This is a genomic window from Aliivibrio sp. A6 (genome assembly GCF_028765505.1).
Lineage (GTDB): Bacteria > Pseudomonadota > Gammaproteobacteria > Enterobacterales > Vibrionaceae > Aliivibrio > Aliivibrio finisterrensis_A.
The window spans coordinates 1-17200 of sequence record NZ_JARACR010000046.1; the positions used below are offsets into that span (position 1 = coordinate 1).

Here is a 17200-nt window from a genome sequence, read left to right on the forward strand (position 1 = left end):
CATATTGAATGTGATTAAGAACAGCTCTTTATATAGAGAAACAGCTTTCCAGATTATTATATTTCCCTTGCTATTAGTAGCGCTGGAATAAAGTTTGATAGCAAGGCAATTTGTGATTCGAATGAGTGAGTTTACTTCTGTAAATGAGCGAATGAAGAATAAATTAACGCAGCTAGCGAGCTTTATAACAAGCGGGAGATATAGACAGAATTTGCTTGGCGACCATAGCATTATGGACCCACCTGATCCCATGCCGAACTCAGAAGTGAAACGTAATAGCGCCGATGGTAGTGTGGGGTTTCCCCATGTGAGAGTAGGACATCGCCAGGCTCTTATTTTTTCTTACTTAGTTAAAAGTAAGAATTAGACAAAGTTAAGTCATTAAAACAACTACAGGGGTGTAGCTCCAACTGGCAGAGCAGCGGATTCCAAATCCGCGTGTTGGGAGTTCGAATCTCTCCACCCCTGCCATATTAAAGAAGGCTTATATCGAAAGATATGAGCCTTTTTGCTATTTGCAGATTGAGAAAAGAGCAGCGGATTCCCCCACCATAAGAACGCGCGTGTAGGGAGTTCGAATCTCTCCACCCCTGCCATATTAAAGAAGGCTTATATCGAAAGATATGAGCCTTTTTGCTATTTACAATTTCTTACCTTGATTTGTGTGCTCAATAGTTTATCTATCTATAGATACTTTCTGTTTTCAAATCGTCTCAATTTGTTAGAATAGCGCCATATTTAAAGGAGAGTAATACAATGTCAATGTATGTAGTGGGTCATAAGATCCCAGATTCAGATTCAATTTGTGGTGCGATTGCACTAGCTTACTTAAAAAATCAAATCGGTGAAGCAGCAACTCCTACTCGTTTAGGTGAAGTGTCTCCTGAGACTGCATTTATCCTTGAAAAGTTTGGCGTAGAAACACCTGAATTAAAATTAAGCTATGCTGGTGAAGAGGTTTACATTGTAGATCATTCAGAACTAACACAAGCACCAGACGATATCGCTGAAGCAACAATTGTAGGTATTGTTGATCACCACAAACTGGGTGATTTAACAACTTCAACACCACTAGAGTGTTGGATCCGCCCTGTTGGCTGTAGTAATACAATCATTAAAATGATGTATGATTTCTACAATGTTGAAATTCCAAAAGACATGGCTGGTATCATGTTATGCGCAATTTTAAGTGATACAGTAATCTTCAAATCACCAACTTGTACAACTGCTGATATCAAGTGTGTTGAAGCACTAGCAGAGATCGCTGGAATTGAAGATTATAAAGCACTTGGCATGGAAATGTTTAAAGTAAAATCTGCAGTAGAAGGTACGCCTGTACGTGATCTTGTAATGCGTGACTTTAAAGATTTCAACATGAATGGCGAGCTAGTAGGTATCGGCCAACTTGAAGTTATCGATCTTGCCGTGTTTGATGAAATCAAAGAAGAATTAGAAGCGGATATCGCAGCAATGAAAGTCGAAGGTAATCGTCATACTATGATCTTACTTTTAACTGACATTATGAAAGAAGGTTCAGAACTATTAGTTGTTAGTGATAATGAAGAGCTAACTGCTAAAGCTTACGGTAAAGCGACAGAAAACGGCCGTGTATGGCTGGATGGTGTGCTTAGCCGTAAGAAACAAGTTGTTCCTCAATTACAAGACGTGTTTGCTTAATCTTTTTGATATAAAGCCAGTTAGGTAAATAAAAAGCCCATATTGTGAAGTATGGGCTTTTTCTCTTCTAGGCTGTCGTTTCTACCATTTTTGGTGATTCAATAAGCCAAACCCCATCTCTTTTTATTATTCCACATTCTGAACAAAGCACCGTGGTTTCGTTGTCTGATATAAGTAATTCATCAGAATGGCATTTTGGGCATTCAATTAATTCATTCATATCAAGTTCCTTAAGCAAGCTGTAAGTGTATAGTTTTCTTTCTTATTAGTATTATGAGTTATACCAATCACTTACTTACCGTGATTAGTATGAGTATCTTATAATGAACGACAATGCCTAAAGAGGTTGTTTTATTAATAAGATATCAATAAACATATTACATTAAAGCTAGCATACTGTTTGTTCGCGAGGGAAGTTTTGTGAACTGACAGCAAAATTTTACTGTCAGTTATAGGTGGAAGCTTAAAGATAAGGGTAGATTAGTTTTTGCTATTTTAATCGTAATGTGCGTTTTTGCCAGCTTCGCACTACAGAGTAACGCCAGAGGCCACGTATACCAAAGTAACCGATAAGTGATGAGGTAATTGCACAAATAGCACAACCTAATAGGAAAGGGGGGCCAATTGTGGACATTTGAGAACCAATAAACTCCCAAGAAAGCTCAAAATGAAAATGTTGAGTAGGTGTTGATAATGTCCAAGCTCCAATTTTATAAGCGCCATAAAATAACACAGGCATAGTGACGGGATTACTCACCCAAACTAAAGCGATTGATAAAGGTAAATTTACACTACAAAGAATAGCTAAGCCTGCTGCCATAATCATTTGACTTGGAAGAGGAACAAACGCCATAAATAAGCCGACAGCAAAAGCCCCAGCCGCAGAACGACGGTTTAAGCACCATAGATTCGGGTTATATAATACGTTGCCAAATATCTTTAATGCTTTCTGGCGTTTAATTGTCTCGTGGTTTGGTAAAAAACGTTTAATGAACTTTCTTGGCATGAGTTAATGCTTCTTCTTCGAGACATACGAGTCAAACTCGTTGTCGTAATTCTTATTCTTTTATCATCGGCCTATTGGCCAACAAACCTGCCGTCACTTGCATTTATATTGTGTGTTTTTAGCTATATAATTATTGCGCTAAAATTTCCCCAAGCAAAGTTATTACAAGGCATCCTTCTGGGATTAGTCATCACTTCCTCACACATAACTTACTATAAAAGTCTCAATCACTTACTTTATAGTCAAGGTCATGATATTACCATCAAAGGTGAAATTCAAAGTCTAATTGCATTTAACAATAGAACATCTTCAATTTTAGTCCAAGTTCGCGATATTAATAATCATTCAATGAAGTTTTATGATTTACCCTTATTAAGGTTATCAATTCGAGATTATCAGAAGCAATTTAACCAAGAGTCAGAAACCATTCTATTTAAACAAGGTCAACTGTGGGAAATGGATGTAAAGCTACGTCCGCCCATTGGGCGACATAATGAAGTAGGCTATAAGCTCGAAGATTATGCATTAGCGAAAGGGATACATTCATACGGCAAAATAAGTAATGCTACCTTATTAGAAGATAAGCCCTCCTATCGAACTCAATGGTTTCAAAAAGTCTATGAGAATACAGTTAATGAAGCGCATCAATCTTTACTCCTAGCACTGACTTTTGGTTACAAAGGAGAGATTAGTGCCTCTGAGTGGCGTGTGCTTCGTAACTCTGGCTTGGCGCATTTAATGGCAATATCGGGGCTGCATATTGGGTTTGTTTTTGCGATTGGTTGGTGGCTAGGTAAGGGGGTTCGTCTTGTTTTTTCTCAAAAGAGCCAGCGATGGTTGCCTATTATTCTCGGTTGTCTGTTTGCTGTTTTCTATGCGTGGCTTGCGGGTTTTTCACTTCCAACGATTAGGGCTTTGATTGCCTGTTTTATCGTATCTATTCTATTGATATACCGGTTACGTTGGCCGAAACATCAATTATTATTGTGGTGTTTATTCCTATGTTTGTTACTCAATCCTTTTTCCTCCCTTTCTATGAGTTTTTGGCTTTCATTTAGTGCGGTATGCGTGGTTTTTTTGTCTCTTCATTTTTATCAGATCTTTGTTTACACCAAAGACCAACCATTATTTAGAAAGTGGCAACAAGTCATCTTTATACAGTTTGCTCTTTTTATTTTATTAGCGCCGATTCAAGGTATTTTCTTTTCCGGTGTAAGTTACTTATCACCATTCATTAATCTTCTTTCTGTACCTTGGGTTAGTTTTTTTACGGTACCGTTAAGTCTAGCTTCAGTTATTATGGAACAATTCAGTAATGACATTGCAAAAATAGGATGGGAGTGGGCTAGTTTATCTATATCTTCGGTATGGTGGTTAGCAAAGCATGCGGAGCAATCATGGGTTGTATTACCAAATCATATTAATATGTTGTTGTACGCTGTTATTTTTATTTTATCTCTTAAGTTGTTACTTCCCCTACGTTTTTTTATTCAGCCAATTATACTTTTATTTATCGGGTCACTGTTTATTAAGCCAGAAAGAGAGTGGCAAGTTGATTTTTTAGATGTGGGGCATGGTTTATCACTACTATTATCTAATCAAGGGCATACCGTTGTTTATGATACAGGAGGGAGGTGGCGAACTGGTAGCATTGCTGAAAGTGTTATTGAGCCTATTTTGCATCATCGAGGAATAAGGAGTATTGATGGCCTGATCCTTAGTCATTCAGATAACGATCACGCAGGCGGGAAAAATTATTTAATAGATACTTTCAGTCCTAATTGGGTCAGAGCAAGTGAGAAAGGCAGTAATCACCAACCATGTATTAAAGGTGAAGAGTGGAAAGTAGCAGGAATGCATTTTACCGCAATTTGGCCACCGAGAATGGTAAGCCGTGCGTATAATCCTCACTCATGCGTTATAAAACTAAGTATAGATAAGTGGTCTTTTTTATTAACTGGCGATATTGATGCCATTTCAGAGATGTTGATTTTAAATCAAAATACATTTGATGATATCGATGTATTTTTGGTTCCTCATCATGGTTCTAATACTTCATCAACCAAGCGATGGGTAAAAGTAATGGAAGGGAAGGTTGGTGTAGTATCTGCCGGAAGGTTTACTCCCTGGAATTTACCTAATCCAGAGATTAAAGATAGGCACTTAGACAATCAGGTACTTTGGTTAGATACTGCTCAATTAGGGCAAATAAGTCTAAGCTCAAAAGGTGGAAAGTTATCTATTGAAGGTTATTCACTGCACAATCAAAATACTTGGTACAGAAAGCTATTTGGCGATAATCTAAATTCAGAGTAGAATATAGATAATTGTATATGAAGAATAAGTACTTATGACTATTGAAAAAGACGAATCTACATGGGCAACATTTAAGCGTTTATGGCCACATATCTCACTATATAAAGCGGGTCTTGCCGTTGCTGTTGTAACACTGATTATCAATGCGTTAAGCGATACCTACATGATCTCTTTGCTAAAACCACTTTTAGATGATGGTTTTGGTAACGCAGATTCTGATTTCTTAAAGAAAATGCCATTTATTATTCTAGCCATGATGTTTATCAGAGGTTTGAGTGGATTTATTTCTGGTTATTGTATGAGTTGGGTTGCGAGTAACGTGGTTATGCGTATTCGTCGTCAAATCTTCAATCATTTTATGCATATGCCGGTAAGCTATTTTGATCAAGAATCAACTGGGCGTTTATTATCTCGAATTACTTATGATTCAGAGCAAGTAGCGTCGGCAACCAGTAAAGCCTTAGTTAATATTGTACGTGAGTCAGCCAGTATTATTGGTTTACTTGGCTTGATGTTTTGGAACAGCTGGCAGTTATCTCTTGTACTGGTCGTTGTTGCTCCTATTGTTGCTTTTGCTATTAGCTTTGTTTCTAAACGTTTTAGAAAGATCAGTAAAAACATGCAAACGGCAATGGGCTCATTAACGGCAACCTCAGAGCAGATGCTTAAAGGCCATAAAGTGGTTCTTAGTTACGGTGGTCAAAAGGTTGAATCTGAGCGTTTTGACAATATTAGTAATCATATGCGTCAGCAAGGTATGAAAATGGTGGTAGCTCAAGGTTTAGCTAACCCTATTATTCAAATGATTGCTTCGTTTGCTCTAGTTACTGTGCTTTATTTAGCGAGTGTAGATTCGATCAAAGAGACACTGACACCGGGTACCTTTACCGTTGTATTCTCAGCAATGTTTGGTTTATTACGCCCATTAAAAGGCTTAACGAGCGTTACTTCTGATTTCCAACGCGGTATGGCGGCATGTCAGACGCTGTTTGAATTGATGGGCATGGATAAAGAGAAAGACGACGGTAATATTGAAAGAGACACCGTAAAAGGTGATATCAAAGTTGATAATGTAACCTTTACTTATCCAACTGCGGATGCACCAGCACTACGTAGTGTAAGTTTTGATCTTCCAGCAGGTAAAACCATCGCCTTAGTGGGCCGTTCAGGTTCAGGTAAGAGTACCATCGCTAACTTGTTTACTCGCTTTTATGATGTCGATTCAGGTGAGATTAGCCTTGATGGCGATAAGATTGAAGATTATCGCTTACCAAACCTACGTAAACATTTTGCTTTAGTTTCTCAAAATGTTCATTTATTTAATGATACCGTTGCAAATAACATCGCTTATGCTTCTGAAGGTAAGTTTACGCGCCTAGAGATAGAAAAAGCGGCAGAGCTTGCTTATGCATCTGATTTTATTAATAAGATGGATGACGGTTTTGATACCATGATTGGTGAAAATGGCGCGAGCTTATCTGGTGGTCAACGCCAGCGTATTGCGATTGCTCGAGCATTATTACAAAACGCACCAGTATTAATTCTTGATGAGGCAACATCTGCACTTGATACGGAATCTGAAAAAGCGATTCAATCAGCATTGGATGAGCTTCAAAAAGACAAAACGGTATTAGTTATTGCTCACCGCTTATCAACGATTGAAGATGCCGATCAGATCTTAGTTGTTGATGAAGGTGAAGTGGTTGAACGTGGTAATCATGCAGAACTTATCGCTCATGATGGGGCTTATGCTCAATTACATCGTATTCAGTTTGGTGATTAATGATTGAAAAAATTTGGTTTGAGAACCATTTTTTAGGAAAGCTCTTGTGGCCATTATTGTGGCCACTTAGTTGCTTATTTAAGTGGATCGCAACAAAGCGAAAATCAGATTACCAGCGTGGTAAAAAGCAGAGTTATCGTTCATCGGTTCCTGTTGTTGTCGTTGGTAATATTACCGCTGGTGGAAATGGTAAAACCCCTGTTGTTGTATGGCTTGTCGAACAGCTTCAACTAAAAGGCTATAAAGTAGGGGTTGCCTCTCGTGGCTATGGTGGGAAAGCCCCTTACTATCCTTATTTATTAACTGAAACGACAACGCCAGATATTTCAGGTGATGAGCCTGTTTTAATTAAACAACGCACTAAAGCTGAAGTTGCTGTTGCGCCCATTCGCAGCGAAGCGGTTAAAATGCTTGAGCAACAGGGTGTTGATTTTATTATTACTGATGATGGCCTACAGCACTATGCACTTCAACGAGACATAGAGTTTATTGTTATTGATGGAAAGCGCCGTTTTGGTAATCAGCATTATATTCCTCTTGGCCCATTAAGAGAGGGAGTAGAGCGTTTATCTAGTGTTGATTTCTTAATTTGTAATGGCGGAGAGCCTCAAGCAAATGAGGTGTCGATGCGACTTCAGCCAAATGAAGCAATTAATTTAATTACAGGCGAGCGATGCAGTGTTTCTTCATTGTCTAATTTGGTCGCTTTTGCTGGAATAGGGCATCCGCCACGTTTTTTTGAAACGCTGAATCAGCTGAAAGCCAATGTGGTTCATACTCAAGGTTTTGAAGATCATAAAGCGTTTGAACAGACAGAAATAGAACAATTAATGAAACATGGCGATCAGTTAATTATGACTGAGAAAGATGCAGTAAAATGTCAGTCTTTTGCTCAATCGTCATGGTGGTATTTACCTGTTGATGCACAATTCCCAGAAGAAAAAGCACAACAAATATTAAATAAAATTATTGAGGTAAAAGAATAATATGGATTATCGTCTTCTTGAAATCGTAGCTTGCCCGGTATGTAAAGGAAAACTGAACTACGATAAAGATAAGCAAGAGCTTATTTGTAAAATTGATCGTCTTGCATACCCAATTAAAGAAGGCATTCCTGTAATGCTTGAACCTGAAGCGCGTCGCATGACAATGGAAGAGGTAGAGTTATGTCGTTCACAGTCATAATCCCTGCGCGTTACCAATCAACACGTTTACCAGGTAAGCCGTTAGCGGATATCTGTGGTAAACCTATGATCCAATGGGTTTACGAGCAAGCATCAAAGGCTGGAGCAGACCGTGTGATCATCGCAACTGATGACAGTCGTATTGAAGCGGTGGTTAAAGGTTTTGGTGGTGATGTATGCATGACGTCTCCAAATCATGAATCAGGCACTGAGCGCCTTGCTGAAGTCATTGAAAAATGTGGTATTACAGCGGATGAAATCGTTGTGAATGTTCAAGGTGATGAGCCTCTGATCCCACCAAGTATCATTCAGCAAGTTGCACAAAACTTAGCGGATTCTGTTGCGCCAATGGCAACGTTAGCAGTAGCGATTGATGAAGAAGATGATGTCTTTAACCCTAATGCCGTAAAAGTGGTTACCGATGCCGAAGGGTATGCATTGTACTTTAGTCGAGCTTCGATCCCATGGGATCGTGATGCTTTCGCTCAAGGTGAAACATTAACAGCAAATCCTTTACTTCGTCACATTGGTATCTATGCGTATCGTGCTGGTTTTATTAATACTTATATTAATTGGCAGCCAAGTGTTCTTGAGAAAATTGAGTGTTTAGAACAGCTGCGAGTGCTTTGGTATGGCGAAAAAATTCATGTTGCCGTCGCAAAAGAAGCACCAGCAGCAGGAGTTGATACACCAGAAGATTTAGAGAAAGTACGCGCTATTCTTAAATAATACCAATCACAGTTATCTGGTTAAGCTAGGATGAACAGTTATTTACTACGATTGGTATAAACACTTCTTTGTATACTAAAAAGCCCGAATCTATTTTAATAGCTTCGGGCTTTTTTTAAGTGATCAAATGTTATTAGCTTTTATTCGGTAAAGGTAATGATTGCTTTATTTCATCTACTTTATCTATCACATCTTCCATATCAAGCTGTGGTGTTTCTTGCGCTTGTTTTTCTTTTTCCATAACAAGATCTTTAAGCTGCATAAACCAGCGGCCCATTTGCTCATACCAAAAACGTTCAGACTGTTCTAAGTATTTCGCTTTAGGTGCATATTTTTCCCATGGCTGGTTTATTTCAGAATGCGCTAAATAATTAGTCGGGGCAGGTGTTGGAGTCATTCCTAGATATTTAAACTCTGCCATAGCTCGTGGCATATGGCTTGCCGAAGTGACAAGAACTACCGTTTTATCACCCACTGCATTAAATGTCTGCATTGCTTCTTCATGAGTATCACGAGCACTTTCTAGTAATAAAATATCCGATTTATTAACCCCTAATGACAGTGCAACGTGTGCCATCATGCGAGCATGACTAACTGTTGTTCCACCGTTATAACCTGAAAGAATCATTTTGGAACCAGGATACATACGATAAATACGGATCCCTTCTGTCAATCTCATGACAGCGGCTCTAGATAGCTCTGAAATAGGTGATATTTCATCGTCAACAACATGGCCATTTCCAAGAACAAGTACGTACTCAACTGGTGTCTCTGGCGCAATAAACGAAGGGTAGATTCGTTCAGTCGATTTTAATAATGGAGTTGTGATTGGTTGAAAAGAGAGCAGGAAAATACCCAAAAGAGATAAAGTTAATAAAAAAGAGGCAAATCCTTTCTTTTTAGAAAACCATAAAATCATTAATCCAATGAAGCCTATTAGGAGTAAACCTGGTAGGGGCATTAACATGGATGACAAAAACTTCTTTAACTCAAACATATTTTTTAACTATTACCGCTGATATAGAATGAAAAATCACCACTTGAGAGCAAAAAACAGCGTCATGCTGTTACTTCCTTGAGCTCTTATGCGACAATGCGTGTTTCCAATAGATAATATCATAACTTAACCACTGTGAATAAAGACCGTAATTTCGATGACATCGCCCACAAATTTGCCAAGAACATCTATGGTTCTGATAAGGGTGGGATCCGCCAAACAATTGTGTGGCAAGATATGGAAACTATCTTAGCTGAAAATAATGCAAAATCTGAGCCACTTACCATTTTAGATGCTGGTGGTGGGATAGGGCAGGTTTCTCAGCAAATAGCAAAACGTGGTCATTCTGTCACGTTATGTGATATTTCTTCAGAAATGTTGAAATTAGCGAAAGAAGCAGTCGAAGACAATGGTTTATTGCCGCAATATCAATTTATTCATACTGCTGTACAACAAATTGAACAGTATAATATCGGGGAGGTTGATATTCTTCTATTTCATGCGGTTATGGAATGGTTAGATAACCCAAAAGAAGCATTAGATATTCTTTTAAAACAGGTTAAACCGGGTGGGTATGCCTCCATTATGTTTTATAACCATCATGGTCTTGTGCTCAAAAATGTGATTTGTGGTAATATTCCACATGTTTTAGATGGTATGCCTCATCGAAAAAGGTTTAAGTTACAGCCTCAAAAAGGTCTAATGCCTAATGACGTGTATCAGTGGATTGAAGATGCTGGTTATGAAATTAAAGGAAAATCGGGCATTCGTTCATTTCATGATTACATAGGTAATATGGAATACATGGGCGATTACCAAATCGAAGACGTACTAAAGCTCGAAGAGCAGTTATGCCGTCAAGAACCTTATCTCTCTCTTGGCCGTTATATTCACGTATGGGCGAAGAGAAAATAATAATGATGTACACAAAGGATACACAATGAGTGAGTTTTCTAATGCTGTTACAGACCAAACAGTTGATGAACTGGTTGGTTGGGTAAAGCAGCACGATTTCTCATTGAATTTGCCAACCGAGCGTTTGGCATTTTTGTTGGCCATTGCTGTTCTCAGTAATGAAAGATTTGATGATGAGCTGGGTGAAGGTGAGCTTCACGACGCGTTTGGAATCATCAGTGGGTTATTTGGTCAATCCAATGACACCATTGCTTTTCGTGCGAACAATGCAATCAATGAATTAGTAAAACAACGTTTAATTAGCCGCTTTAGTGGTGAAAGTACCGATGGAATGAATATCTATCGTCTTACGCCATTAGCTATCGGGATCACTGATTATTATGTGCGTCACCGTCAATTCTCTAAATTGAAGCTTTCTATTCAATTGGCGATGGTAGCAGAAGAGATCCAAAAAGCATCAGAAGCTGCGGAAAAGGGCGGTGAAGCAAAACACTGGCGTAAAAACGTTTATGGTGTTCTGAAATACTCAGTAGGTGAGATCTTTGATCGTATCGATTTAAACCAACGTGTTATGGATGAACAACAGCAATCAGTAAAAGAAGAAATTGCAGAGTTGCTAAATCAAAATTGGCGTGAAGCGATTTCTAGCTGTGAAAAACTGCTTGATGAAACATCAGGTAACTTACGTGAACTGCAAGATTCATTGCAGGCTGCGGGCGATCAGCTGCAAACAGAATTGTTGAATATCCAAGAAATTGTTTATGGTAATGAAGAACTCGAGTTTATTGATGCTCTACTGTATTCATTACAAATGAAGTTAGACCGTATCGTAAGTTGGGGTCAGCAAGCGATTGATCTTTGGATTGGTTATGACCGACATGTTCATAAGTTCATCCGTACCGCTATTGATATGGATAAGAACCGAGCATTTAGCCAGCGTTTACGTGATTCTGTTAAAGGTTACTTTGATGCACCTTGGTTATTGACTTATGCAGATGCTGCTCGTTTACGTGATATGCGTGATGAGGCACTGATGCTGCGTGATGATGAAGTAACCGGTATTGTTCCAGATGAAATGGAATACGAAGAATTAAGCGTGATCACAGATATTCTTGCAGAGCGTGTAGCAGAGATGCTTCAACATCATAAAGATACGGGCGAAGCGATTGAGTTAGGTACTATTCTTAAGAATTACCTAGCGACATACCCACATTCTCAGCACTTTGATCTTGCCCGCCTAGTGGTAGATCAAGCGGTGCGCCTCGGTTATTCAGAAGCCGATTTCCAAGCCGTTCAACCTGATTGGCAATCTATTAACGAATTCGGTGCGAAGGTACAAGCAAATGTCATTGACAAATATTGAAGAATTTATGCCTGAGAAGTTAGCAAAAGCAATTGCTAATCCATTATTCCCAGAGCTAGACAGTTTATTACGTTCTGGTCGTCATATAGCCAGTGAAGATTTAGATAATCATGGACTACTGTGTGAATTTGAACATGAATTAGGCCTGTTTTATCAACGTTATAACGCTGAACTAGTAAAGGCACCTGAAGGTTTTTTCTATTTACGTCCACGTTCAACGTCTTTCATTGCACGTAGCGTATTGGCTGAGATAGACATGCTAGTTGGTAAAGTCTTGTGTTTCTTATACCTAAGTCCAGAGCGTTTGGCTCACGAAGGTATCTTTACCAACCAAGAATTGTTCGATGAACTACTCGTATTAGCTGACGAACAAAAGTTGATGAAGCTAGTAACAAACCGTGCTTCTGGTTCTGATTTAGATAAAGAAAAGCTGTTTGATAAAGTTCGTACTTCACTGCGCCGTTTAAAGCGTCTAGGTATGATCATTCAAGTGGGTGAGCAAGGTAAATTTCGTATAAGTGAAGCGGTTTTCCGTTTTGGTGCCGATGTACGTACAAGCGATGACATGAAAGAAGCACAATTACGTTTAATCCGTGATGGTGAAGCGGTAGTTATTCATCAAGAAGAAGCAAGCCAATCTAGTTTGGATCTTGATATAGATAACAACGAAAAACCGGCTGAAGAGCAACATGAATTAGAATTGGAAGGTGATCTATGAGTATGGTTGAACGTGGTAAATATCAATCACTCACCATGGTTAACTGGAACGGCTTTTTTGCCCGTACTTTTGACATTGATAATCTAGTAACCACACTTTCTGGTGGTAACGGTGCTGGTAAGTCGACCACAATGGCGGCGTTCATTACAACGCTTATTCCTGACCAGTCACTACTGCATTTTCGTAACACAACAGAAGCGGGCAGCTCTCAAGCGTCTCGTGACAAAGGTCTGCACGGTAAATTAAAACCGGGTGCATGTTATGCTGCGCTAGACATTGTGAACTCTCGTAAGCAACGTGTACTTTTTGCTGTAAAATTACAGCAAGTAGCAGGTCGTGATAAGAAAGTAGACATCAAGCCATTCATTGTTGTTGGTTTACCAAGCCATGTAAAACCAACGGATTTAATGATTGAATCTGTTTCTGAAAATCAAGCTCGTGTTCGTCAAATCAATGACGTAAAAGACATTGTTTCACAGTACGAAGGCGTTCAATTTAAAGCGTTTAATTCAGTAACCGACTATCACGCTCAAATGTTTGATTACGGTGTATTACCGAAGAAACTTCGTAACACAAGCGATCGTTCTAAGTTCTATCGTTTAATCGAAGCTTCTTTATACGGTGGTATTTCAAGTGCGATCACGCGTTCTTTACGTGATTACTTATTGCCACAAAATGGTGGTGTTAAGAAAGCCTTCCAAGATATGGAAGCGGCACTGCGTGAAAACCGTATGACATTAGAAGCGATTAAGACGACTCAGTCTGATCGTGATCTATTCAAGCATCTCATCACAGAATCAACTAACTATGTTGCTTCAGATTACATGCGTCATGCGAATGATCGCCGTAATAAAGTAGAACAAACATTAACGCACCGTGTTGAGTTAATGAATGCACAACACAGCTTAGTGGATCTGTCGTCTGTATTAAACAATATGCAGAGTGAATTAGAGCAGCTTACTGAATCAGAGTCAGGTCTTGAGCAAGATTATCAAGCAGCCTCAGATCATCTTCAATTAGTGCAGACAGCCGTTCGTCAACAAGAGAAGATTGAACGTTACTCTGAAGATCTAGAAGAGCTAACAGAGCGTCTAGAAGAGCAAGTGATGGTGGTGGAAGAAGCCACTGAACAACTTGCTATGGCTGAAGAGCAAGCGCTATTAACAGAAGAAGAAGTTGATAGCCTTAAAACGCAACTTGCTGATTACCAACAAGCGTTGGATATGCAGCAAACTCGTGCGCTTCAATACCAACAAGCGGTTAAAGCTCTTGAAAAAGCACAGCAATTAACAGCAAATAACTCATTAACTCAAGATAATGCAGTTGATCTTCAAGGTGAATTAAAAGCAAAAGAAGAGCTTCAAACCACAGCATTACTAGCGATTAAGCATAAGCTGGATCTTTCTTCTGCAGCGGTTCAACAATTTGAACGTGGCTTGGCATTAGTTACCTCAATTGCAGGTCATGTTGAGCGTAATGAAGCATCAGATAAGGCAAAAGCTTTAATTGAACAAGCTCGCCAGTTCAACAATATTGCAGAGCGTGCAGAGCAGCTGAAAGCACAATATAAAGATCTTGAACGTGCTGTTCGACTACAACGTCAAGCTCAAGAATTAGCAACAGAATACGCAAAACGTTTCAATATCACGATTGATTCTGAAATGGTTCTTGAAGAAGAGCAAGCGCGTCATGAAGAGATGCTTGAAACCGTTCAAGAGCAGCAAGAAAACATTATTGATAAACGTTCAGAGCTAAAACGCCAAGAACAACAATATCGTTCAGAATCTCATCGTTTAGAGTCTATTGCGCCTAAATGGATTGCAGCAAATGACGCATTACACAAGCTGAATGAGCAATGTGGTGTTGAACTGGAAGATAGCCAAATGGTTATCAGCCAAATGCAAGAAACGCTAGAAAATGAGCGTGTATTGTCGACAAACAAAGATCGTCTAGCTGCTCGTAAAGAAGAGTTAGAATCTGAAATTGAGCGCCTAGCTGCCCCTGGTGGTAGTGGTGATGCACGTCTTAAAGGTCTTGCTGATACACTAGGTGGTGTTCTGCTTTCTGAGATTTATGACGATATTACGTTAAGTGATGCGCCATACTTCAGTTCACTTTACGGCCCAGCTCGTCACGCTATTGTTGTTTCTGATTTATCAGGCATTAAAGATAAACTGGTTGATCTTGAAGATTGTCCGGATGATCTTTACATCATTGAAGGTGATATCGATGCGTTTGATGACAGCGTATTTGATGCAGATGAAATGGAGAATGCGGTTTGCGTTCATCTAAATGATCGCCAAATGCGTTACTCTCGTTTCCCTGAGCTACCATTATTTGGTCGTGCAGCTCGTGAACAACGTTTAGATACATTACGTGAAGAGCGTGAAATTGCCGTTGAAGAACACGCAAAAGCGGCATTTGATTCACAAAAACTTCAACGTTTATACCAAAGCTTTAATGGCTTCGTATCAACACACCTTGCAGTAGCGTTTGATGCTGATCCAGAAGTTGAATTGAAAAAAGCACGTGAGCAATTATCGCAAGCGAGCCGTCAATTAAATGAGCTTGTAGCGACTGAGCAGCAACATAAATCTCAAATCTTAGCGTCAAAAGAGGCATTGTCTCAATTAGCTAAAATTGCACCACACATTAATGTGCTTGAAGATGAAACCATCAAAGAGCGTTTTGAAGAGATCAGTGCTCAAGTTGAACAAGTATCAGAAGCCGAAAGTTTCCTACGTCAAAATGGCAAAGTGATTGCAGAGCTAGAAACACTGCAACGTGCGCTAGAAGTGGATCCTGAGCAATTTGATGCACTAAAAGCAGAGCATGAGCAAATCGATGCGCAGCTACAAAGTATTAAAACCCAATTGTTTGCAATTTCTGATTTAGTAGAGCGTCGTCATCACTTTGGTTATGAAGATGCCGTAGCACTGCTTAATAAGAGCAGTGAACTAAACGAACAACTTAAAGCGAAATTAGTACAAGCAGAACAAGCGCGTACTAAAGCGAAAGAGCAACAAAAGCTATCACAAGCTCAAGCAAACCAATACAACCAAGTAATGGCGTCGCTTAAGAGTTCACATCAAGCAAAACAAGAAACCGTTCAAGAGTTTAAACGTGAACTGCAAGAGTTTGGTGTTCATGCTGACCATAGCGCATTAGAGCGTGCTGAGGTTCGTAAGGGTGAATTGAACGAGCGTCTACACAGTTCTCGTGGCCGTAAGAGTGAGCTAGAAAAAGGCATCACATCAAACGAGCTTGAGATCAAAGGTTTAGTTAAGCAATCTCGTAAAGTTGAAAAACTGTACAAAGAGCTACGCACGTTTGTGGTTAACGCAAAAGCGGGCTGGTGTTCAGTTCTACGCTTAGCTCGTGAGAATGATGTAGAACGTCGTCTACATAAACGTGAATTGGCGTATTTAAGTGCTGAAGAACTGCGTTCAATGTCGGATAAATCATTAGGTGCGCTTCGTCTAGCTGTCGCTGATAACGAAGACCTGCGTGATTCGCTGCGTGCTTCTGAAGATACAAGCAAACCAGAGCGTAAAGTTCTATTCTACATTGCAGTATACCAACATCTTCGTGAGCGTATTCGTCAAGATATCATTCATACTGATGATCCAGTAGAAGCGATTGAAGAGATGGAAACAGAGCTTGGTCGTCTGACTGAAGAGCTGACGTCTCGTGAAAACCGTTTAGCGTTGAGCTCTGAAAGTGTTGCGAACATTATTCGTAAGACCATTCAGCGTGAGCAAAACCGTATTCGTATGTTGAACCAAGGTTTATCACAAATTGGTTTTGGTCAAGTAACGGGTGTTCGTCTAAATGTAGGTATTCGTGAAACTCACGCAACGCTACTAGCGGGTCTGTCTGAGCATCAAGCACAGCATCAAGACTTGTTTGGTAATCCTCGTTTTACGTTCTCAGAAGCAATTGCGAAACTGTTCCAACGAATTAACCCACATATCGATGTTGGCCAACGTTCACCACAAACACTAGGTGAAGAGTTACTGGATTACCGTAACTACCTTGAGCTAAACATTGAAGTAAACCGTGGTGCTGATGGTTGGTTACAAGCAGAATCAGGTGCACTATCAACTGGTGAAGCGATTGGTACAGGCCAAGCGATCTTATTAATGGTTATCCAAAGTTGGGAAGAAGAGTCTCGTCGTCTTCGTAGTAAAGACATTATGCCTTGTCGTCTATTATTCTTGGATGAAGCGGCACGTCTGGATGGGAAATCTATTGCGACGTTATTTGAATTGTGTGACCGTCTGGACATGCAACTTCTTATCGCAGCACCAGAAAACATCAGCCCAGAGAAGGGAACAACCTATAAATTGGTTCGTAAGATCTTTAAAGATCGCGAGCACGTTCATGTGGTCGGTCTTAAAGGCTTCGGGCAAGAATCGGCAGCAAGTCGTACTCAACAAACGCTAGAAGAAGCAGAGATTGCGGAATAGTGAGTTAAGTTTGTAAATAAATGGCAGTCAGAAATGGCTGCCA

The 17200-nt window shown here is 39.6% G+C and carries 13 protein-coding genes, 1 tRNA gene and 1 rRNA gene; 12 read left to right on the top strand and 3 right to left on the bottom strand.

All coding sequences use genetic code 11. From position 1 onward, the window contains the following. The first annotated feature begins 214 nt into the window (after positions 1 to 214). From rrf to PVK70_RS17520, 3 genes are all read left to right on the top strand, one after another. Positions 215 to 330 (top strand): 5S ribosomal RNA (gene rrf / locus PVK70_RS17510). Between the two features lie 64 nt (positions 331 to 394). Further along, positions 395 to 471, top strand: a tRNA-Trp gene (locus PVK70_RS17515). Between the two features lie 285 nt (positions 472 to 756). Then, complete coding sequence (locus PVK70_RS17520) at positions 757 to 1677, top strand: manganese-dependent inorganic pyrophosphatase (RefSeq protein ID WP_130046398.1); 921 nt, start codon at positions 757 to 759, stop codon at positions 1675 to 1677. A 67-nt stretch (positions 1678 to 1744) separates the two neighbouring features. Here PVK70_RS17520 and PVK70_RS17525 read toward each other — a convergent pair whose 3' ends face one another. Together PVK70_RS17525 and PVK70_RS17530 are read right to left on the bottom strand one after the other, a co-directional pair. After that, positions 1745 to 1897 (bottom strand): nonsense-mediated mRNA decay protein NMD3 family protein, encoded by a 153-nt coding sequence (locus PVK70_RS17525; RefSeq protein ID WP_130048915.1) that lies wholly within the window; start codon positions 1895 to 1897, stop codon positions 1745 to 1747. A gap of 270 nt (positions 1898 to 2167) precedes the next feature. Continuing rightward, entirely contained in the window at positions 2168 to 2683 is a 516-nt protein-coding gene (locus tag PVK70_RS17530; RefSeq protein WP_130048914.1) for a DUF2062 domain-containing protein, read from the bottom strand. A gap of 6 nt (positions 2684 to 2689) precedes the next feature. Between PVK70_RS17530 and PVK70_RS17535 the strand changes: the two genes are divergently transcribed. Genes PVK70_RS17535 through kdsB form a run of 5 tightly spaced genes read left to right on the top strand, consistent with a single transcriptional unit; the run spans position 2690 to position 8695 of the window. Beyond that, entirely contained in the window at positions 2690 to 4999 is a 2310-nt protein-coding gene (locus tag PVK70_RS17535) for a DNA internalization-related competence protein ComEC/Rec2 (RefSeq protein WP_130048913.1), read from the top strand. 34 nt (positions 5000 to 5033) lie between these two features. Beyond that, entirely contained in the window at positions 5034 to 6782 is a 1749-nt protein-coding gene (msbA, locus tag PVK70_RS17540) for a lipid A ABC transporter ATP-binding protein/permease MsbA (RefSeq protein WP_130048912.1), read from the top strand. Beyond that, positions 6782 to 7768: a tetraacyldisaccharide 4'-kinase gene (gene lpxK, locus PVK70_RS17545; RefSeq protein ID WP_130048911.1), complete on the top strand. Its 987-nt coding sequence runs from the start codon at positions 6782 to 6784 to the stop codon at positions 7766 to 7768. The genes msbA and lpxK overlap by 1 nt, the downstream gene beginning before the upstream one ends. Before the next feature lies 1 nt (position 7769). After that, a complete protein-coding gene (locus PVK70_RS17550) occupies positions 7770 to 7967 on the top strand; it encodes a Trm112 family protein (RefSeq protein WP_130046392.1) in 198 nt (65 codons plus the stop codon). Then, positions 7949 to 8695, top strand: a complete 747-nt coding sequence (gene kdsB, locus PVK70_RS17555) for a 3-deoxy-manno-octulosonate cytidylyltransferase (RefSeq protein WP_130048910.1) — start codon at positions 7949 to 7951, stop codon at positions 8693 to 8695. The genes PVK70_RS17550 and kdsB overlap by 19 nt, the downstream gene beginning before the upstream one ends. A gap of 133 nt (positions 8696 to 8828) precedes the next feature. On the opposite strand, the gene elyC is transcribed toward kdsB, so the two are convergent. Further along, on the bottom strand, positions 8829 to 9692 hold the full coding sequence (gene elyC, locus PVK70_RS17560; protein ID WP_130048909.1) for an envelope biogenesis factor ElyC: 864 nt from the start codon (positions 9690 to 9692) through the stop codon (positions 8829 to 8831). A 135-nt stretch (positions 9693 to 9827) separates the two neighbouring features. Here elyC and cmoM point away from each other — a divergent pair, with 135 nt between their 5' ends. The 4 genes from cmoM to mukB are packed head-to-tail and all read left to right on the top strand — an operon-like array spanning position 9828 to position 17157. Then, on the top strand, positions 9828 to 10607 hold the full coding sequence (cmoM, locus tag PVK70_RS17565; RefSeq protein ID WP_130048908.1) for a tRNA uridine 5-oxyacetic acid(34) methyltransferase CmoM: 780 nt from the start codon (positions 9828 to 9830) through the stop codon (positions 10605 to 10607). Positions 10608 to 10632: 25 nt separating this feature from the next. Further along, on the top strand, positions 10633 to 11970 hold the full coding sequence (gene mukF, locus PVK70_RS17570; protein WP_130048907.1) for a chromosome partition protein MukF: 1338 nt from the start codon (positions 10633 to 10635) through the stop codon (positions 11968 to 11970). Then, positions 11951 to 12688, top strand: coding sequence for a chromosome partition protein MukE (gene mukE / locus PVK70_RS17575; protein WP_130046387.1), 738 nt, complete (start codon positions 11951 to 11953; stop codon positions 12686 to 12688). Before mukF ends, mukE begins: the two co-directional genes overlap by 20 nt. Positions 12689 to 12690: 2 nt before the next feature. Beyond that, entirely contained in the window at positions 12691 to 17157 is a 4467-nt protein-coding gene (gene mukB, locus PVK70_RS17580) for a chromosome partition protein MukB (protein WP_130048956.1), read from the top strand. Positions 17158 to 17200: the final 43 nt, after the last annotated feature.